Origin of the sequence: Rhizobium sp. TRM95796, from assembly GCF_025779995.1 — a bacterium.
Taxonomy (GTDB): Bacteria; Pseudomonadota; Alphaproteobacteria; order Rhizobiales; family Rhizobiaceae; genus Rhizobium_E.
The window spans coordinates 722,482-742,467 of record NZ_JAOXHE010000001.1 but is presented as its reverse complement, the minus strand read 5'-3'; the positions used below and the strand labels follow the sequence as shown (position 1 = coordinate 742,467).

Sequence of the window (19,986 nt, the reverse complement as noted above, 5' to 3'; positions counted from 1 at the left end):
ATGTCGATCACCGCAAACTGGAGCTATCCGACCGCCGTCAAGATGGGCGCGGGCCGGATCAAGGAACTCACCGACCATTGCAAGGCCGTCGGCATGAAGAAGCCGCTTCTGATTACCGACCGCGGCCTCGCGCCGATGGCGATCACGCAGCGCGCGCTCGACATTCTCGACGCCGCCGGTCTGGGACGCGCCATCTTCGCCGATGTCGATCCCAATCCGAACGACATCAATCTCGACGCCGGCGTCAAAGCCTTCAAGGATGGCGGTCATGACGGCGTCGTCGCCTTTGGCGGCGGCTCCGGCCTCGATCTCGGCAAATGCGTGGCGTTCATGGCCGGCCAGACCCGTCCGGTATGGGATTTCGAGGATGTCGGCGACTGGTGGACCCGCGCTTCGGTCGAAGGCATCGCGCCGATCGTCGCCGTGCCGACCACGGCCGGCACGGGCTCGGAAGTCGGCCGCGCCTCGGTCATCACCAATTCGGCGACGCACACCAAGAAGGTCATCTTCCATCCGAAGTTCCTGCCGGCCGTCACCATCTGCGATCCGGAACTGACCGTTGGCATGCCCAAGGTCATCACGGTCGGAACCGGCATGGACGCGTTCGCGCATTGCCTGGAAGCCTATTCCTCGCCCTTCTATCATCCGATGAGCCAGGGCATCGCGCTCGAAGGCCTGCGTCTGGTGAAGGAATATCTGCCCCGCGCCGTCAAGGACGGGACCGATATCGAGGCCCGCACGCATATGATGAGCGCCGCCGCCATGGGCGCCGTCGCCTTCCAGAAAGGTCTGGGCGCGATCCATTCGCTCAGCCATCCCGTGGGCGCGATCTACAACACCCATCACGGCATGACCAACGCCGTGGTGATGCCCCCGGTGCTGGCCTTCAATCGTCCGGCGATCGAGGACAGGATCGCGGCCGCCGCCGCCTATCTCGGCATTTCCGGCGGCTTCGACGGCTTCTATGACTATGTGCTGACGCTGCGCGAAGAGTTGGGCGTGCCGGACAAGCTGTCGGCGCTCGGCGTCGGAACGGATCGCATCGACGAGATGGCCGAGATGGCGATCGTCGACCCGACCGCGGGCGGCAATCCGGTGGAACTGACGCTGGATGCGGCCAAGACGCTGTTTGCGCAGTGCATCTGACGAAAACGCATCGAGTTGCAGGAGAGCCCGGCCGTTGCGCCGGGCTTTTTCGTTCAGGCGATGATCGCCAGCGAATGGGCGAGGCTCACCAGTTCGGCGCGGTTCTGCGCGGCGAGCTTCTGCTTGGCGCTTTCGATATGGGCATGGACGGCGCCGCCGCCCAGGCCGAGCATCTCGCCCGTCTTGGCGTCGGAAAGGCCCGTGGCGAGCAGCCGGAGACAGTCGATTTCCTCGGCGCCCAGTCCCGCGGGCGGCGTGCGGAAACCCTCGTTGGGCGCGAGACAGCGCAGGCGCTGATGAAATGCGAAAGCTGCGGCCGTCAGCTGCGCCTTGTCGCCAGTCGCGATCCGTCGAGCCGAAATCAGACTCGCCACCCCGTAACGCAGGCCGCCGCGGTGGATGGGCACGCAGAGTGCATCCTGCCAGCCAAACGCGGCGAAGCGCTGTAGGAGATGCCCGACATCGGCGCTGGGCCTGTTTCGGTTCATTTGTTCGCCGAGCGTGAAAGCGCCGTGATCCCGCTCGATCATCGCCAACAGGGGATCGTGATGGAGATGCCCCGCCTGGCGGCAGAAGCCGCGCCAGCGGTCGTCCCAGGAATGCGCCAGGATTACGTCACGCTGGCGGCAGCCGAGATCCGTCTCCAGAATGGTGAAATTCCGTATGCCGAATGCCGAGATGAAATCCGAAAATACTTCGACGCAGGCTGAATAAGCTGTTCTATTATAAATTTCGAAAATGGTATGCGCGGCGTCCTCGGTGTTTCGCACGTTCAGTGGCCCGTTATTCTTGTCGCGTTGGTTCGTGGGACGCTAGTATTCATTTGTGGCGAAATCAGAGTCCAGTAAAATTTAGGGGTAAAATTACAGTTGAGGCCTGTGGGAATTCATTGGGCGCCGTCACGGCGAGGCTAACGTAGCGTGAGGCTCATGGTTCCACCATCACCCCGTTTAATCGGCGTGGCGCCATGTGGGTGCGGGGAAGATCCCAGCGCCGGCAATCATCATCGGGAAATGTCGAAGGGGAGCGAGGCGCGCCGACGGCGCGCCGAAAAGCAGTGCCGGCGCGAGACGGGCGTTTTCCCTGTCCCGCGCCGATCGAGCCTTTATTCGGCGGCTGCCGCAGTGCTGGGCGCGGCGTCGTTGGCGGCCACCAGGCGGCGTTCGCTTTCCTCATTGTCGTTGGCGGACAGCCATTCGACATGGGCTTCGGCCATGTCGCGCGATTTGACGGCGATGTCGATCATCGCGTCGATCTGTTCCTCGGTGTGATCGGCCATCACCTGAAGTCTCCAGCGGCAGGCGTTGCGCGCCACCGCAGGATGCTCCACGAGGTTGACGATGCCGCCCATCTCGACCGCATAGCGAGTCATCAGCCGGGCGAGCAGCACGTCGCCGATCAGCATGGGGACGACGGCGCTCGGTTTGCCGAGCACTTCGAAGCCTTCTTCCTCGAGACCGGCGCGCAGGCGCAGGCTGTTGCGCATCAGGCGTTCGCGACGTTCGCGGCCTTCCTCGCCCTCGATGATGTCGAGCGAGCCGAGCACGACTGCGGCCTGGATCGGCGACATGGCGTTGGTGAAAGTCGAGGGGCCGCACTGACCGCGGAGGCCGAAGCGAAGGCCGCGGCTGTTGGAGGCGACGAAGCCGCCCATCGAGCCGAAGCTTTTCGAAAAGGCGCCAACGAGAATGTCGACGCCGCCGACGATGCCGAAGTCTTCGAGCTTGCCGCGCCCGGTTTCGCCGAGCGCGCCGAGATCATGGGCGCAATCGACCAGCAGGGTGGCGTTGTGGCGGCGGCAGATTTCCTGGATCTCGGGTATGTTCGGCACGTCGCTGTCCATCGAGAACAGCGTTTCGGTGACGACGAGAATGCCGCAATCCTCATCCTCGCGGCGGATGCGCGCCAGCCGGCTCTCGATCGCCTTGACGTTCAGATGCGAATGAACATGCACGTTTTCCGTGGCGTCTCGGGCGGCTTCCTGCAGGCAGGCATGGGCGAGAATGTCTATGACGACATGGTCCGTCGGCTTCACCAGCGTCTTGACCGAGCCGTAGCCGGCTGCCCAGCCGATCGGGAAGACCACGACGTCTTCATAGCCGGTGAAGGCGGCGAGGCGGCGTTCGAGTTCGACGGAGAGCGCGGTGTTGCCCATCAGCGCGGCCGAACCGGCGCTGTGCAGGCCATACTGATCGATGGCGTCCTTGGCGCGCTGCATGAGCATCGGATGCGAGGCGAGCGACAGATAGTCCTGGCTGGCGAAATTGTGGCCGGCGAAGGTGGAGCCATCGCGATGGGCGCCTTCGATATAGTTGCCGACGCGGCTCGTCGAGTATTTCTGGTAGGGGTCGAGCTTGTGCTGCACGCGGCTTTCCCACCAGGCGCCGGATTCCGACCAGCGATCCAGAAGATTGGTCGGCTGGTTGTATTTTTCGACTGCGGGAAGACTTGTTCTCAATTGTCCGGGAATGTTTTCGAACATAACGCCACCTTTGCCAATACGCGCTGAACTACCGAGGCATGCGGTTCAGATCGGGAGATGCTAAAACCCCGCCTTTCCAGCGGTTCTCAACACTCCGCCGTAACCTTTTATAAAGATTAACGAATGATGAAAATTAGTCAATTGGCCTATAATGAGACATGCGCCAAATCGGGAATATCTCTAAAGACTTGGTTAACGTAAAAGGCCCGGCGTTATATTCGCCGGGCCTGATTTAGAAAGGGATTCAACGCTCTTAATCGATGAACTCGACTGTAACTCCAGGTTTAACCATTTTCGCGAGTTCCGTGGCGTCCCAGTTCGTCAGGCGGATGCAGCCATGGCTCTGGCTGCGGCCGATGCGCGACGGATCGGGCGTTCCGTGAATGCCGTAGGTCGGCTTCGAAAGGGCGATCCAGACCGTGCCGACCGGACCGTTCGGACCGGGCGGAATGGTCAGCACCTTGGTGTTGTTGCCCTGCTGGAAATTGATCTTCGGGTTATAGGTGTAATTGGGATTGAGCGCCACACGTTCGACCGTATGCAGGCCCGAAGGCGAGGGCGTATCGCTGGAGCCGATGGAAGCGGGATAGGCGGCGAGCAACTGGCCCGCCTCGTCATAGGCGTAGACCTGCTTGCGGAACTTGTCGGCGACGATGCGGGCGACCTGGCCGCTCTTCGGCTGGCCGGGATTGACGACCTTCACGATGGAGCCGGGAATGGTGAAGTCCACGCCGGGATTGAGCGCCTTCAGATAGCCCTCGTCCATGTGAAAACGCTCGGCCAACGCCTCGGTGACCGAGGTGTAGCTCATGCCGGGCAGGGCCGCCTTATGGGCATAATCCTCGGGGATCGCCGCGACATAGGGGCCGGCGGCGTCGGCGGCCGTGATCTCGTACTCCATGATCGGCAGACCGCCGGTGTAGCCGAGCCTGGTCATGATGTCTTCGATATTGTTGGGGTCGAGAGTCTCGCCGGTGATGCGGTCATAGGCCGCGACCGCCTTGGACACGTTCATCCCCATCTTGCCGTCGATGACGCCCGGAGAGGCGCCGGAACGATCGAGAAACACCTGCAGCGCGGTGATTTCGTATTGCGACTTCTTGCCGTCCAGCGTGATGACGGGGTCAGGCTGGCGCTGTTCGATTGCAGGGAGATCGGGATCCAGCGACGCCATGTCGCTGTCACCCATATTGTCGCTGGCGATCCCGTCGCCCGGCAGCGGTTGCTCCTGAAAGCCTTCGTTGTTGTCGGGATAAGTCGGGAGCGAACCGGTCGAGCCCTGATAATCCGATTGAGGGGGCGAGGGGAAGAAGCCGGGATCCTCCTGGAGTTGATCCTGGCCGGCGCGGGCATAGTCGTCGACGCCTGGCAAGCCGCCGGGCGCCCGTCGGCCTGCGCCGAAATCGGAGCGACGCATTTCCGTGGCGACCAGATTGCCGTAATGGTCGATCAACACCCGCTGGCCACGCTTGTTGGTGCGCACGATGACATCGGCGGCGTCCGGCACGTAATCGAGGACATCCCCTTCGGGCGTCATGAGGATGACATCGCCGCCAGCGGGGCTCTGGGCCGATGCGGGCATGGCGATCAACAGCGTCAATACAGAAATGGCGAACGTTCTTGTTAACATGATCCTCAGGTTCCGGCGGCGCTTCCGCCGTGGCGGGGCTGCAAGAGCCAAACATGTCGAATTTGACTCTATTGTGGAATTTCGACAAACGCAGTGAACAAATGCTGAAATTCCCCCTTTGGTTCAAGCGCTTTCGTGTAAATTGCGCGTGAGGATACAAAAGAGGACGACGTGATGAGACTGGGTGACGCGCGGTTCGAACTGGAGCTCGACGAACAATCGGCGCTCGACGTGCTCTCGGCATTGGCCGGCGGCGTCGATCTGGCTCCGGGCGGCGCGGTGCCGGACGACGGCGATCCCCGTATTTTCCGCGCGGTGCACGGCTTTCTCTTCACCTGCGGGCCGGATCACATCCGTCACCCCGAGCCCGTCGCCGCCATGGACGGGACACTGTTTCCGCTCCATGGCTCCCTAAGCGGCAACGGGGCCGTCATCACCGGCAGGCGGGTCGACGAGGCCGGCCAATCGGTCGAAGCGCGAATCAAGGTGACGCTCGCGGATGGAGGCGTCGCCGAAATCCAGAGGCTTTGGCATTTCGACGCCGCATCCGCCGCCTTCACGCTCGAAGACACGGTGCAGAATATCGGCGCGTCGCCGTTTCCGCCGATGATGATGTATCACATGAATGTCGGCGCGCGGTTGTTCGACGACGCCACCGGCTTTTCGAGCGCGTCCTTTCCGGACGGCCGCATCGGCTGGCGCTTCGGGGATGGCGAGGGCGCAGTCGTCTGTTCGCCGGCCGAGGCCGATGACGACGGCAAGGCGCATGTGTCGCTCGGCCCGATCGGCGGCGCCGGCGGCGGCCGGCTCGACGTGTGGTTCGACGCGGACGCCATGCCGCATCTGCAGATGTGGCGCAACGAGGCCGGCCATTGCAGCGTCATCGGAATCGAACCCGCCAGCCACCCCTTGGAGAAACGCGACCAACTCGAGGCCGGCGGCCTGATGCCCGTGCTGCATCCCGGCGACGCGCGGCATTTTCGGCTGGGATTTCGTTTCGTGTGATCGAGGACGGCGCGGAAAGCGGTTTTCCCGCCGCCCGCGATGGAGTAGGGACATTCCACAAGCCCGAGGAAAGGATGAACCATGCAGATTCGCCAGTTGACCGAGGAATATTCCGTCTCGCCGCAGATCTCGCTCGAAGACGTGCAGACGCTCAAGGACATGGGCTACAAGTCCATCGTCTGCCATCGTCCGGACGATGAAGATCCGGGCCAGCCCGACTTCGGCGACATCGCCGCAAAGGCCGCCGAACTCGGTCTCGAAACCGCCCATATTCCTGTCGTGGGACAGATTCCCGCCGAGGCCGTGCGCGCCATGGTTGACGTCCTCGACGAATTGCCGAAGCCCATGCTCGGCTATTGCCGGTCCGGAAATCGCTCGACCGTCATCTATCAGCAGACATTGCATCTGCGCTGATTGCGTTGCGGGAGGCGGATCGAACCGCGTTCCCGCATCGGATGTCACGTTCATGAATTAACTTTTTAAGCGATCCGTTTACGCAAATCAGAGACATCGCCAGGTTGTTTTCGGGATTCACCCCTGATTTTCGGGGGTTTTTCGCTTAACCCTTATTTAAGGGCGTCGTGATCCAATTAACGGAATTTCGGCGGAGAAGGGCTCTGCTCGACGTTGGTGGGGTGCATTGTGAAGATATCTGGAAAAATTTATAGTCTTGTCGGCGTCATGTGCGCGACATCTCTGGTGATCGGCTGCGTATCGCTGTTCGCGATTTCCAGATATGACGAGAAGTTGCACGACTACAAGAATGTGTCTGAACGCGCCTATTACGGTGAGCGCCTGAACCGCTATGTCACGGCCGTCGTCATGGAAGCCCGCGGCATCTATCATGCGCCCTCCACCGAGAAAGCCAAGAAGTTCGCCGACGGGCTGATGGACAATCTCGCCGAGATGGACCGTGTTCTCGCGAAATGGGCTCCGCTCGTTCCGGAAGCGCAGAAAACCCAATTCGAAGCGCTTGCGGCGAAATCCGCCGAGTTCCGCCAGTTCCGCGCCGAAACCGCGCGTTTGGGGGCCGGGGTCGATCCGAAGGAGGCCGACGCACAGGGCAACAACGAGCTCAACCGCGAAAACCGCAAGGCGTTCCAAAAGCAGATCGACGCCATTGTCGAAACTGATCAGGCGGAATTGTCGGCGATCGACCAGTCGATCACCAGCTTCAAGACGTGGATCTTTACGATCGTGATGGCCACCGGCGCGCTCGGCATCCTGGCCGGCGCCGGTCTCGGTTTCTACATCGCCCGTTTCCATTTGAGTGCGCCGATCAAGCGCATCACCGACACGATCCGCGCCGTCGCGAACAATAATTTCGAGATCGCCGTTCCCTTCCTCGGCCACAAGGACGAGATCGGCGAAATGGCTCAGGCCGTCGGCGTGTTCAAGGAGAACGGCCGCGCCGTCGTCCAACTCAACAGCCTCGAAGCGGCGCGCCGCGCCCGCAACGACGAACTGCAGGCCCGGATGTCCGAGGTCGTGGCCGCCGCCGCCGCAGGCGATTTCAGCCGCCGCATCGACAAGGACTTCGGCGACGCCAATCTGAACGCCGTCGCCAACAATGTCGACCTGCTGCTCGCCGGCGTCGACGCGGGCATCACAGAAATGCGGGCCGTGATGGCCAATCTCGCCGAGGGCGTGCTCACCCGCTCGATGAACGGCCGCTACAACGGCGCCTTCGCCGAACTGCAGGGCAACGTCAACGGCACGATGGAGAGCCTCAAGCGCACCATTCGCGAAGTGCTGGCGACATCGGACTCAATCAACGGCAACATCAACGAATTGGGCTCTTCGACCAACGACCTGTCGCGCCGCACAGAGCAGCAGGCCGCAGCTCTGCAGGAGACCTCGACGGCGCTCAAGGAAATCACCGGCGTCGTCCGCACCGCCACAGACAAGGCCCAGGAAGCCGCCAGCATGGTGACCCAGGCCAAGGACAACGCCGCCCGCGCCGGCCAGGTCGTGGGGCAGGCGATCGACGCCATGGGCCGCATCGAGCAGGCCTCGCAGGAGATCAGCCAGATCATCAACGTGATCGACGAGATCGCCTTCCAGACCAACCTGCTCGCGCTGAACGCCGGCGTGGAAGCCGCCCGCGCCGGGGAAGCCGGCAAGGGCTTCGCCGTCGTTGCGCAGGAAGTGCGCGAACTCGCCCAACGTTCCGCCAACGCTGCAAAGGATATCAAGGCGCTCATCACCAAATCCGGCGACGAGGTGCAGACCGGCGTGCAACTGGTTCAGGCGACCGGATCGGCCCTGACCGAAATCGAACAGCGCGTCTATTCGATCAACAGCCACATCCATTCGATCGCCCATTCCGCCAGCGAGCAGGCCACCAGCCTGCATGAGATCAACCAGGCGGTGAACCAGATCGACAACGTGACCCAGCAGAACGCCGCGATGGTGGAAGAGACGTCCGCCGCCACGATGAAGCTGGCCAGCGAAGCCGATCGCCTGGTCGAACTGATCAGCCGTTTCCAGCTGGAGGACCGGTCGGGCGCGCAGCGTCGCTACGCCGCCTGAGCCTGGACCCCCAAACGTTTATCCGAAGGCCGGCGCGAGCCGGCCTTCGTCGTTTCACGATTTCGACCGGACGAAACTTGTCCTCTGTCAAAAACTTGGATAAGAGACGGTCATCCACAAGGACCCGGTGAAAATCCGGGTGGCTCTTCTGGCCGCCGATCCGCCAGACAACACAGCAACGCAACCTTTTCCTGGGCCCGATCCTGTCGGCCCGTTGCCTTCAACTGTGGTTTTTTCTCCTATGCAAACGGCTTTTTCTCGATACCGCCACGAGTGGTTCCACAATATTCGCGGCGACATCCTTTCCGGCGTCGTCGTCGCGCTCGCCCTCATTCCAGAAGCGATCGGCTTTTCGGTGATCGCCGGCGTCGATCCCAAGGTCGGCCTCTACGCGTCCTTCGCCATCGCCTGCGTCGCGGCCATTGTCGGCGGTCGGCCCGGCATGGTCTCGGCGGCGACGGCGGCCACCGCGGTGGTCATGGTGTCGTTGGTCAAGGAGCATGGCCTGCAATATCTGTTCGCCGCGACCATCCTGATGGGCGTCATCCAGATCCTCGCCGGCTTCCTCAAGCTCGGACGGGTCATGCGCTTCGTGTCGCGTTCGGTGATCACGGGCTTCGTCAATGCGCTGGCCATCCTGATCTTCATGGCGCAGTTGCCGGAACTGATCGGCGTGCCGCCGCTCACCTATGTGATGATCGCGGCCGGTCTCGCCATCATCTACCTCTTTCCCTATGTCACCAAAGCCGTGCCGTCGCCGCTGGTGGCGATCGCCGCGCTGACGCTGGCGGCTTGGTGGACGGGAATGGACTTGCGCACGGTCGGCGATCTCGGCGAACTGCCTTCGGCGCTGCCGTCATTCGTTCTCCCCGATGTGCCGCTGACCTTCGAGACGCTGAAGATCATCTTTCCCTATTCGGTGACGCTCGCCGCCGTCGGCCTGTTGGAATCACTGCTGACGGCGCAGATCGTCGACGACATGACCGACACGCCCAGCAACAAGAGCCAGGAATGCCTGGGCCAGGGGGCCGGCAACATCGCGTCGGCGCTGATCGGCGGCATGGGCGGCTGCGCGATGATCGGCCAGTCCGTCATCAACGTCTCCTCGGGAGGACGGGGGCGCCTGTCGACCTTCGTCGCCGGCGCTTTCCTGCTGGTGCTCATCGTGGCGCTCGACGATCTCGTGCGGATCATACCGATGGCGGCGCTGGTGGCGGTGATGATCATGGTGTCGATCGGCACCTTTTCCTGGCGGTCGATCCTCGACCTCCGCCGCAATCCGCTGCCGTCGTCGGTGGTGATGTTGGCGACCGTGGTCACCGTGGTCGGCACGCATGACCTCGCCAAGGGCGTGCTGGTCGGCGTTCTCCTGTCGGGCGTCTTTTTCGCCGGCAAGGTGGCGCGCCTGTTCCGCGTGACGCGTCTGGCGGGCGCGACGGAAGGCGAGGTGGTCTATCAGGTCGAAGGACAGATTTTCTTCGCTTCGGCGGAGAATTTCGTCGGCGCCTTCGATTTCACGGAAAACCCGCGGAAGGTGGTCATCGACGTCTCCCGCGCCCATCTCTGGGACATCACCGCCGTCGGCGCGCTCGACAAGGTGGTGATCAAATTCCGCAAGGCCGGCGTCGACGTCGAGATTCTCGGCTTCAACGCGGCGAGCGCCGACATGGTCGATCGCTTCGCGCTGCATGACAAGTCCGAAAGGGAGGCTGCGAGCGCGGCGCTTCACTGAGGCGCGGCGACAGCCCCTTTTCCTTCTCGCGCCGTGCGCCTAGTATGGGCGGGCGGCGCGCTTCGTTTGGGCGTCGCCTGCCGCAGCAATCGGAGGAGACTATGCGCGTGAGACAATTTGCCGTTTCGAGTCTGATTGCTCTGGCCGCAGCCTTTCTGACGACAGGCTATGCGCATGCCGCCGACGACTGCCACGACTATCCGCGCGCCGGCATCGACTGGCGCGATTGCAACAAACGCAATCTCATGCTGCCCGGCGGCGAGTTGCGCGGCGCCAATCTCACCAATGTCGATTTTTCCGGCACCGATCTCGGCGGCTCCGATCTCGTCTCGGCGATTTTCGAGAAGGCGACGCTGGTGCGGGCCAATCTCGCCGGCTCCACGGCTTCGGGCGCGCGTTTCGCCCGCGTCGAGGCCTACCGCACCGATTTCAGCGAGATCGATGCGCCCGGCGCGATCTTCCGCAGCGGCGAATTGCAGCGGTCGAACTTTCATGCCGCGGTGCTGACCGACGTGGATTTCACCAAAGCGGATATGGGCCGGTCGCAATTCGACAAGGCCGACGTGAGCGGCAGCCGCTTTGCGCTCGCAAATCTCGCCCGCGCCGATTTTCGCGGCGCGCAGTTTTCCAAGCCGGCGGATTTCGACCGCGCCTTTTTCTTCCTCACCCGCATCGAGGGCGTGGATCTGTCCGCCGCCACGGGCCTCAACCAGTGGCAGATCGACATGGCCTGCGGCGACAAGGACACCAAATTGCCGCAGGGCCTGAAGCCGTCGAAAGGCTGGCCCTGCAAGTTCGAGGACGATTGACGCGGCGCGCACAAACCCGAAAAGCCGGACGCGCGCTGCTTGTTTTGGTCCTCAGCCTTTGGCCGCCTCGCGGATCTGGCTCAGCGTGCGGGTGGGCGTGATGGCTTCCGGATCGAGAATGACCTCGATGATGGCCGGCTTGCCGCTGGCGCGCGCCCTCAGATAGGCGTCGGCGAAATCGGCCGTCTTCGTGACCTTCTCGCCATGGCCGCCGAAGGCGCGAGCATAGTCGGAGAAATCCGGATTTGTGAGCCCGGTGGCCGAGACGCGGCCCGGATATTCCCGCTCCTGATGCATGCGGATCGTGCCGTAGATGCCGTTGTTCACCAGCACCACAATGATGGGTAGGTTGTAGCGCACTGCGGTGGCGAATTCCTGGCCGTGCATCATGAAGCAGCCGTCGCCGGCGAAACACACGACTTCGCGCTCGGGGAAGGCGGCTTTGGCGGCCACGGCGGCGGGCAGGCCGTAGCCCATCGAGCCCGAGGCCGGCGCGGCCTGGGTGGCGTAAGCCTGGAACCGATGGAAGCGGTGCAGCCAGGTGGCGTAGTTGCCGGCGCCGTTGGTCATGATCGCCGTCTTCGGCAGATTGCCTTCGAGCCAGGTCATGATCGGGCCCATGGCGACCTCGCCGGGGCCCTGTTCGGGCGGCGTGGACCAGGCGAGATAGTCGGCGCGCATCGCCTTGGTCCGCTCCGACCAGGCGACGGGCGCGCTCGGGGTCATGCCCGCAAGCGCCTCGACAAAGCTCGAAGGATCGGCGTTGATCGCGACGTCGGGACGATAGACGCGGCCGAGTTCCGAGGAGTCGGGATGAATGTGCACGAGCGACTGGCGCGGATAGGGAATATCGACCAGCGTATAGCCCGACGACGGCATTTCCGAGAAACGACCGCCGAGCATGATCAGCAGATCGGCGTTCTTCACCGCGTCGCCGAGCTTCGGATTGACGCCGATGCCGACATCGCCGGCGTAATTCGGATGCGCGTGATCGAACAGCATCTGGCGGCGGAAGGACACGGTGACCGGCAGATCCCAGGCCTCGGCGAAGGACTGGAAGGCGGCGACCGAGGCTTCGCTCCAGCGCGTGCCGCCGAGAATGACCAGCGGGCGTTCGGCCTTTTCGAGCCGGGCCTTGAGATCAGTGATCTGGCTCGGCGCGGGATGGGTGGCGACGGGCTGATAGGGACGGGCGTCCGCCGCCTCGACCAGATCGGTCAGCATATCCTCGGGCAGCGACAGCACGACGGGGCCGGGGCGGCCGGAGGTCGCCACCGCGAAAGCGCGGGTGACGAATTCCGGGATACGGCGGGCGTCGTCTATCTCGCCGACCCATTTGGCGAATTCGGTGAAGGCGCGGCGATATTCGACTTCCTGGAAGGCTTCGCGCTCGCGGGCGTCGCGCTGCACCTGGCCGATGAACAGGATCATGGGCACGGAATCCTGCCGGGCCACATGCAGGCCGGCCGCAGCGTTGGTGGCGCCGGGGCCGCGGGTGACCATGCAGACGCCGGGCTCTCCGGTAAGCCGGCCCCAGCAATCGGCCATCATCGCCGCGCCGCCTTCCTGGCGGCACACCATCACGTCGATATCGGTGTCATGCAGCGCGTCCAGCACCGCCAGATAGCTCTCGCCCGGCACGCAGGCGAGGCGCTTGACGCCATTGGCGACGAGCGCCTCCACGATCAGTTGGCCGCCGGTCTTCTTGGTCATCGCGCACACTCTTCGTCAGCTTCAAGGGAAGCCGAGAAGGCGCGCGCGACGCCGTCAATGGTTGCTGCGCTCCTGCTCGGCCAGGATGCGCTTCTGATAGCGGCCCTGAATGATTTCGACAATGATCAAAGTCACCAGCACGAAGTAGAATGTCGACTTCGCCATCGGCTCGATCGCATAGCCGAAGAAGGAGAGGTGGGCGAGATGGCCGCCTTCGGACATCAGCATATAGCCGACCAGCAGCAGCACGAAGAGGCCGAGCACCTCATACATCCGATTCTTCTTGAGGAAGTTCGACACCGTATTGGCCATCACCACCATCAACACGCCCGAGACGATGATGGCGGCTGCCATGACGATGAAATTATGCGTCAGCGCCACGGCCGACAGCACCGTGTCGAAGGAGAAGACGATGTTCATGATCAGGATCATGGTCAGCGCCGAGGCGACGCTGCGGCGCGCGGCGCGCACCGCATTGTCTTCCGCATGCGGCGCGCCGATCATGTGAAAAATCTCCTTGATCGCCGTGTAGATGAGAAAGACGCCGCCGAACAGAACGATCAGCGAATGGCCGCTGACGGCGGCGGTGAAGAAACTCGTATGCGCCTCCCAGAGCGGCGCCTGGAACATGTCGATCAGCTTCAGGACCACGAAGAGAAGCACGATGCGCAGGCCGATGGCCAGGATGATGCCGGTGCGACGAACATAGGCCTCGCGGGCGGGATCGACCTTCTTCGCCTCGATCGAAATATAAAGAAGATTGTCGAAACCGAGCACGGTCTCGAGCGCGGTCAGGATCAGGAAGGTGATCAGGCTTTCGAAGGTGAAGAGGTTTTCGAACATCGGCAAGGGGTCCCCATCGGCCATTTTGTCGCGGCCATTGATACTGGTCCGGCTCGCGAAGGCAAGGCGCGGCGGGAAGGAAAAGACTATGGGGCGGTATCGGTTCCCGGCTGATTTGCGGAAATTACCGCGTCCAGCCAGGCGACGAAATTGCGCATGGCTTCGTCCCGTCCAATCTCGTTCAACGTCTCGTGCCGCATGTTTCGATAAACGACCGTGGTCAGGCGGTTTGCGCCGCTCTTTCTCAGGCGGTTTTCCAGCCAGATCATGTCGGCTCCCCGAGCCGTCGCCGGATCTTCGCCACCGCCGACCAGATAGACCGGCAGATCTGGCGGAAGACGCGCGAGGCGGCTCGGATCACCGCCCTGCCGCGACAGCGTCATCAGATCGAGCCAGAGCGACACCGACGCCGCAAAGCCGCATCGGGGATCGGCGACATAGGCGTCGACCTCGGCGGCGTCATGGCTCAGCCAGTCGAAATCGGTGCGGGCGTGGGGAATGCTCTTCGCCCAGGCGTCGAAGGTCGCCTTGGGGCCGATCATGCTCGGCACGTCGGAGCCCTTGAAGAAACGCTCGGCCTTGATCGCCAGCGTGCCCAGCGCTCCGGCGGCGCCGGGATTGAGCTTGCTGTTGAAGATGGCGAGGGCGGCGTAGTCGCGTGGGCGCTCCTGCACGGCATTCATGGCGATCATGCCGCCCATGGAATGTCCGAACAAGGCGACCGGCAGACCCGGATGCCGCTCGGCCACCAGCGCCCTGATCGCGGCGACATCGTCCAGCACCTTGGCTGCGCCGTCCTTTGCCGCGAACCGTCCGAGCGGCGCATCGGGCGCGGTGGTCGAACCGTGGCCGCGATGGTCATGGGCGTAGACGTGATAGCCGCGCGCCGCGAGGAAGGCGGCGAACCGACCATAGCGCCCGGCATGCTCGGCCAGGCCGTGGCAGATCATCACCACTGCCCGCGCGCGCCCGTCCGCCATGCGGCTGCGCAATGCGATTTCGGCGCCTGCGCGCGCGATCATTTCCGCCGTTTCGAATGCCATGATCTGTTCTCCGGACGGTTGCTGCGCCGATCGCGCCTCAGCTCTAACCTGCCGCGAAAAAAAATCCAATCCGAGTCAAATCGTTATCGGTTGCATTTTGTAGGTCTCGATTTTCTGGATTGTAAAATCTAAAGATGTATTCATTATGTTCTCTTAGTGTTCACATGGACTTTAGGAAACCGTTATGTGCGGGCGCAAAATAACTTCAACGATCGCTAATATATTGATGCTTTTTCTTTCGCTCATCGCAAGTTCGCTCCTGGCGGCGGAAACAGAGGCGCCGGACCGGACGGTGATGGCGCTGGGTCTATCCTGGCATCCCGCTTTCTGCGAAGGGCAGCGCAAGCGGCCGGAATGCGCCGATGGCGCGGCGGACGGGCTGTCGGCGAGGCAATTTTCTCTCCACGGTCTCTGGGTGCTGCGCAAGACCTATTGCGGCGCGACCGAGGCTCTGAAAACCGCTGACAAGGCCGGCGACTGGTTGAAGATGCCCGCGCTGGCGCTCGATCCGCTACTGGCACGGGATCTGGCTGCGGCCATGCCGGGCGTCGCCTCGGGCCTCGACCGCCATGAATGGGTCAAGCACGGGTTGTGCTCGGGCGGCCTCGCCGACGACTACTTCCGACGCGCGCTCGGCCTGACCGCCGAGGTCAACCGCTCGGCGGTGGGCGCGCTGTTCGTCGCCAATATCGGCAAGACGCTGGACGAGGCGCAGATCAAATCGGCTTTCGACAAGGCCTTCGGCGCGGGCAGCGGCGACAAGGTGAAGATGCGTTGCCGCAAGGATGGAGGCCGCCGGCTGATCTCCGGCCTGTCGATTGGGCTCGGCGCCGAAAAAGACGGCGAGAAAGGCCTGGGAATGGCGGCGCTGCTCGCCCGCGCCAAGCCGACCAAGTTCGGTTGCCCGTCCGGAATCGTCGACGCGGCCGGCCTGCAATAGGCTGTGCGCCGAGCCGGCCTCGGCTGGGAGCGATGGCAAAACGGCGTTGCCCCTGAACGGGAATTGCCCTACATAGCCCGCAATTCCCGAATTCCGTTCATCGAGGTTATGGCATGGCGCGTCAATTCATCTATCACATGTCGGGGCTGACAAAGGCCTACGGCGCCAAGAAGGTGCTGGAGAATGTTCATCTCTCCTTCTATCCGGACGCCAAGATCGGCATCCTCGGCCCCAACGGCGCCGGTAAATCGACGATCCTGCGGATCATGGCCGGTCTCGACAAGGAGTTCACCGGCGAAGCCTGGATCGCCGACGGCGCCACCATCGGCTATCTGCCGCAGGAGCCGCAGCTCGACCCCAACAAGACGGCGCTCGAAAACGTGATGGAAGGCGTGGCCAAGAAGACGGCCATCCTCGAACGCTACAACGAACTGATGATGAACTATTCCGACGAGACGGCCGACGAAGGCGCGGCGCTTCAGGACATCATCGACGCGCAGAATCTCTGGGATCTGGAACAGCAGGTCGAGATGGCGATGGACGCATTGCGTTGCCCGCCGGGCGACGCCGACGTCACCAATCTGTCGGGCGGCGAACGCCGACGCATCGCGCTCTGCAAGCTGCTGCTGTCGCAGCCCGATCTCTTGCTGCTCGATGAGCCGACCAACCATCTGGACGCCGAGACGATCGCCTGGCTCGAAAAGCACCTGCGCCAATATCCGGGCGCCGTGCTGATGATCACCCACGACCGCTACTTCCTCGACAATGTCACGGGTTGGATTCTCGAGCTCGATCGCGGCCGTTCGATCCCCTATGAAGGCAATTATTCCGCCTATCTGCAGGCCAAGGCCAAGCGCATGCTGCAGGAAAATCGCGAGGAAGCCTCTCGCCAGAAGGCGATCGCGCGCGAGCAGGAGTGGATTTCGTCGAGCCCCAAGGCGCGCCAGGCCAAGTCCAAGGCGCGTATCCGCTCCTATGACGAACTGGTCGACGCGGCGGAAAACCAGCGTCCCGGCGACGCCCAGATCATCATCCCGGTCGGCGAACGCCTGGGCCAGGTGGTCATCGAAATGGAAGGCGTCTCCAAAGGCTATGGCGATCGCCTGCTGATCGACGGCCTGTCGCTGAAGCTGCCGCCCGGCGGCATCGTCGGCGTGATCGGTCCGAACGGCGCCGGCAAGACGACGCTGTTCCGCATGATCACCGGCCAGGAGCAGCCGGATACCGGTTCGATCCGCATCGGCGAGACGGTGCATCTCGGCTATGTCGACCAGAGCCGCGACGCGCTGGACGGCAACAAGACCGTCTGGGAGGAGATCTCCGGCGGGGCGGAAGTCATCAAGCTCGGCAAGCACGAAATGAATTCGCGCGCTTATTGCTCGACCTTCAATTTCCGCGGCGGCGACCAGCAGCAGAAGGTCGGCAATCTCTCGGGCGGCCAGCGCAATCGCGTCCACCTCGCCAAGATGTTGAAGTCCGGCGGCAACGTGCTGCTGCTCGACGAACCGACCAACGACCTCGACACCGAAACGCTGGCGGCGCTGGAAATCGCGCTGGAAAACTTCGCCGGCTGCGCGGTGATCATCAGCCACGACCGCATGTTCCTCGACCGCCTGGCCACCCATATCCTGGCGTTCGAAGGCGATAGCCATGTCGAATGGTTCGAAGGCAATTTCGAAGACTACGAGCAGGACAAGGTGCGCCGCCTCGGCGCGGACGCGCTCAATCCGAGCCGCGTCACCTATAAGCGCCTGACGCGCTGAGACGCTTCCTCGAGACGCTTCGGAAACCCCCGGCCCGCGCCGGGGGTTTCTTTTTGTGCGGGCATCGGAATTTGACAGGCGTCAGGTCCTAGGGCCGCGATCGTTTCGAATGTGACGGAAAGTTTTCTCCGCGCGCCATTTGATTTTCCTCTTGCGCCATCAATGAAAACATATAAAGATATGTTTATGTCTTGATTGGGTGTTGCATGGCTAATGATCGCGGCTTCTCGCTGAACAGTCTGGTGGAAATTCTCAAAGCCTCGGCCGAGCCGACGCGGCTGCGTCTGCTGGTGCTGCTGTCTTCGGGCGATCTCACCGTCAGCGATCTTACCGAAATTCTCGGCCAGTCGCAGCCCCGCATCTCGCGTCATCTGAAGCTTCTCGCCGAGGCGGGACTGATCGAGCGTTACCAGGAAGGCGCCTGGGCCTGGTTTCGGCTGCTCCGCGACGGCGAGAGCGCCGCTCTCACCCGCAAGATCATCGAAAGCGCCTCCGTCGCCGACGCCGTCATCACCCGTGATCAGGCGCGTCTGGTGCAGGTGCGCGCCAGCCGCGCCGAGAAGGCCAGCGAATATTTCAGCCAGAACGCCGAGGGTTGGGATCAGCTCCGCAAGCTGCATGTCGCCGAGGCGAAAGTGGAGGCGGCGCTGCGCGCCATGGTGGGCGCGCGCCCTGTCGACGCCTTTCTCGACCTCGGCACCGGCACCGGCCGGCTGCTGCAGCTGTTCGAGGGCATCTATCGCAGTGCGACCGGCGTCGACGCCAGCCGCGAAATGCTCGCCGTGGCCCGGGCGAATCTCGAAAAGGCGGGGCTCGCGAAGGCGACGATCCGGCTCGGCGACATTTTCAATCTGCCGCTCGAAAGCGAGACCTACGATCTCGTCTCGATCCATCAGGTGCTGCACTTCCTCGAAAATCCCGAACTGGCGCTGGCGGAGGCCGCCCGAATGCTCAGGCCGGGGGGGCGGCTCGTCGTGGTCGACTTCGCCCCTCACGGCCTCGACAGTCTCCGCAGCGACCATCACCACGCCCGCCTCGGTTTCTCGCATCAGCAGATGTCCGATTGGCTCGAAGAGATTGGCCTCGATATCGTCGAGGTCAAGGACCTGACCCCGGAAACGGCGGGCGAGGCGTTGACCGTGACCATATGGCTTGCCCGCGACCGCCGCATTGAAATCGCCGCCGACAGCGCGCCTGCGTTTTCGGCCACGAGCAGGAGATCCTGACATGACCAAATATTGCCGCGACATTGCCTTGTCCTTCGAATTCTTTCCGCCCAAGAACGCCGACGCCGCCAGGCAGCTGTGGGATACGGTCGACGATCTCAAGAAGTGGCAGCCGGAATTCGTCTCCGTCACCTATGGAGCAGGGGGCACCACGCGTGACACGACGCTCGACACGGTCTCGACCATTCTCGGCGAGCATGGGCTGGACGCCGCCTCGCATCTGACCTGCGTCGGATCGAGCCGCGACGAGGTTCGCCAGGTGGTGGCGGATCTCAAGCGGGCCGGCGTCCGCCGCATCGTCGCCCTGCGCGGCGATCCGCAGGGCGGCTTCGGCCAGGCTTACGCGCCGCATCCGGAAGGATACGCCTATGCCTCGGATCTCGTCGCGGGTCTGATCGACATCGGCGGCCTGGACATCTCCGTCTCCGCCTATCCGGAACGGCACCCGGAAAGCGCCGATTGGGCCGCCGAGATCGACAATCTCAAGCGCAAGGCCGACGCGGGCGCCGATCGCGCGTTGACGCAGTTCTTTTTCGACAATGATCTCTATGAGCGTTATGTCGACAAGGCGCTGGCCGCCGGGGTGACGATCCCCATCGTGCCGGGTATTCTGCCGATCCAGAACCTCGCCCAGGTGCAGCGTTTCGCGGGTCTGTGCGGCGCAAGCGTGCCCGATTTCGTCGTGCAGACGCTCGGCCCGGTCGAGGATCACGCAGAGGAGCGTTTCCGTCGCGCCGCCGAACTTGCGGCGACCCAGGTGCTGGACCTCATTCGACGCGGCGTCGACCAGTTCCATATCTATACGATGAACCGATCCGCGCTGACCTCCGAGGCGTTGCGTTTGTCCGGCTTCGAGCCTGCCCGGTTTGAAATGCCGGCGCTCACCATCGCCGCCTGAGCCCGTCATTCGCCTGAATGAAAAAGGCGCCGGATCCTGGGATCCGGCGCCTCCAAATTCCGTCGAAGCCTTGTGGTTCGGCCTCTCCCGGCGCGTCTTGTCAGATGAACAGCATTACGCCGACGAACAAAAATGCCGCGCCAACCAACACCATATTGAGGGATTGAGTAATTCCCATGCTCGAACCTCCTGCTCGTGTTGACGAAGAGAGTTAAGCGCGTTTT

At 63.0% G+C, this 19,986-nt stretch carries 16 protein-coding genes and 1 other annotated feature; of the genes, 10 read left to right on the top strand and 6 right to left on the bottom strand.

What is annotated here, in order from left to right; genetic code table 11:
- On the top strand, positions 1-1,146 hold the full coding sequence (locus OCK01_RS03560) for an iron-containing alcohol dehydrogenase (RefSeq protein ID WP_263822720.1): 1,146 nt from the start codon (positions 1-3) through the stop codon (positions 1,144-1,146).
- Between the two features lie 53 nt (positions 1,147-1,199).
- Here the strand turns inward: OCK01_RS03560 and OCK01_RS03555 are convergent, their stop codons facing one another.
- The 3 genes from OCK01_RS03555 to OCK01_RS03545 form a co-directional block, all read right to left on the bottom strand.
- Entirely contained in the window at positions 1,200-1,916 is a 717-nt protein-coding gene (locus OCK01_RS03555) for a helix-turn-helix transcriptional regulator (protein ID WP_263822719.1), read from the bottom strand.
- 335 nt (positions 1,917-2,251) lie between these two features.
- Positions 2,252-3,628, bottom strand: a complete 1,377-nt coding sequence (locus OCK01_RS03550) for an aminotransferase class I/II-fold pyridoxal phosphate-dependent enzyme (RefSeq protein ID WP_263822718.1) — start codon at positions 3,626-3,628, stop codon at positions 2,252-2,254.
- 253 nt (positions 3,629-3,881) lie between these two features.
- Entirely contained in the window at positions 3,882-5,210 is a 1,329-nt protein-coding gene (locus tag OCK01_RS03545; protein WP_246697670.1) for a L,D-transpeptidase, read from the bottom strand.
- A gap of 222 nt (positions 5,211-5,432) precedes the next feature.
- Between OCK01_RS03545 and OCK01_RS03540 the strand changes: the two genes are divergently transcribed.
- The 5 genes from OCK01_RS03540 to OCK01_RS03520 all read left to right on the top strand — a co-directional run bounded on the left by OCK01_RS03540 (position 5,433) and on the right by OCK01_RS03520 (position 11,336).
- The gene (locus OCK01_RS03540) at positions 5,433-6,263 is read left to right on the top strand and encodes a DUF4432 family protein (RefSeq protein ID WP_263822717.1); all 831 of its coding nucleotides are present in this window, start codon (positions 5,433-5,435) and stop codon (positions 6,261-6,263) included.
- An 81-nt stretch (positions 6,264-6,344) separates the two neighbouring features.
- On the top strand, positions 6,345-6,677 hold the full coding sequence (locus OCK01_RS03535; protein WP_182828958.1) for a TIGR01244 family sulfur transferase: 333 nt from the start codon (positions 6,345-6,347) through the stop codon (positions 6,675-6,677).
- A 267-nt stretch (positions 6,678-6,944) separates the two neighbouring features.
- Complete coding sequence (locus OCK01_RS03530; protein ID WP_412178962.1) at positions 6,945-8,795, top strand: methyl-accepting chemotaxis protein; 1,851 nt, start codon at positions 6,945-6,947, stop codon at positions 8,793-8,795.
- A 117-nt stretch (positions 8,796-8,912) separates the two neighbouring features.
- Positions 8,913-8,968, top strand: a sequence feature (sul1 is cis-regulatory element that is thought to sense ions involved in sulfur or methionine metabolism; They are found in Alphaproteobacteria).
- A gap of 68 nt (positions 8,969-9,036) precedes the next feature.
- Positions 9,037-10,527 carry a SulP family inorganic anion transporter gene (locus tag OCK01_RS03525; RefSeq protein ID WP_263822715.1) on the top strand — a complete coding sequence of 497 codons (1,491 nt, stop codon included), beginning with the start codon at positions 9,037-9,039 and terminating at the stop codon, positions 10,525-10,527.
- Between the two features lie 101 nt (positions 10,528-10,628).
- On the top strand, positions 10,629-11,336 hold the full coding sequence (locus OCK01_RS03520; RefSeq protein ID WP_182828961.1) for a pentapeptide repeat-containing protein: 708 nt from the start codon (positions 10,629-10,631) through the stop codon (positions 11,334-11,336).
- A gap of 51 nt (positions 11,337-11,387) precedes the next feature.
- On the opposite strand, the gene OCK01_RS03515 is transcribed toward OCK01_RS03520, so the two are convergent.
- The 3 genes from OCK01_RS03515 to OCK01_RS03505 form a co-directional block, all read right to left on the bottom strand.
- On the bottom strand, positions 11,388-13,049 hold the full coding sequence (locus OCK01_RS03515; RefSeq protein ID WP_263822714.1) for a thiamine pyrophosphate-binding protein: 1,662 nt from the start codon (positions 13,047-13,049) through the stop codon (positions 11,388-11,390).
- Between the two features lie 54 nt (positions 13,050-13,103).
- Positions 13,104-13,892, bottom strand: coding sequence for a TerC family protein (locus OCK01_RS03510; protein ID WP_263822713.1), 789 nt, complete (start codon positions 13,890-13,892; stop codon positions 13,104-13,106).
- An 86-nt stretch (positions 13,893-13,978) separates the two neighbouring features.
- Positions 13,979-14,935 carry an alpha/beta fold hydrolase gene (locus OCK01_RS03505; RefSeq protein ID WP_263822712.1) on the bottom strand — a complete coding sequence of 319 codons (957 nt, stop codon included), beginning with the start codon at positions 14,933-14,935 and terminating at the stop codon, positions 13,979-13,981.
- A 226-nt stretch (positions 14,936-15,161) separates the two neighbouring features.
- Between OCK01_RS03505 and OCK01_RS03500 the strand changes: the two genes are divergently transcribed.
- From OCK01_RS03500 to metF, 4 genes are all read left to right on the top strand, one after another.
- Positions 15,162-15,875, top strand: a complete 714-nt coding sequence (locus OCK01_RS03500; RefSeq protein WP_263822711.1) for a ribonuclease T2 family protein — start codon at positions 15,162-15,164, stop codon at positions 15,873-15,875.
- A gap of 113 nt (positions 15,876-15,988) precedes the next feature.
- A complete protein-coding gene (gene ettA, locus OCK01_RS03495; protein WP_182828963.1) occupies positions 15,989-17,638 on the top strand; it encodes an energy-dependent translational throttle protein EttA in 1,650 nt (549 codons plus the stop codon).
- A 206-nt stretch (positions 17,639-17,844) separates the two neighbouring features.
- Positions 17,845-18,864 carry an ArsR/SmtB family transcription factor gene (locus tag OCK01_RS03490; RefSeq protein WP_263822710.1) on the top strand — a complete coding sequence of 340 codons (1,020 nt, stop codon included), beginning with the start codon at positions 17,845-17,847 and terminating at the stop codon, positions 18,862-18,864.
- Between the two features lies 1 nt (position 18,865).
- Positions 18,866-19,762, top strand: coding sequence for a methylenetetrahydrofolate reductase [NAD(P)H] (metF, locus tag OCK01_RS03485; RefSeq protein ID WP_263822709.1), 897 nt, complete (start codon positions 18,866-18,868; stop codon positions 19,760-19,762).
- Positions 19,763-19,986 lie beyond the last annotated feature (224 nt).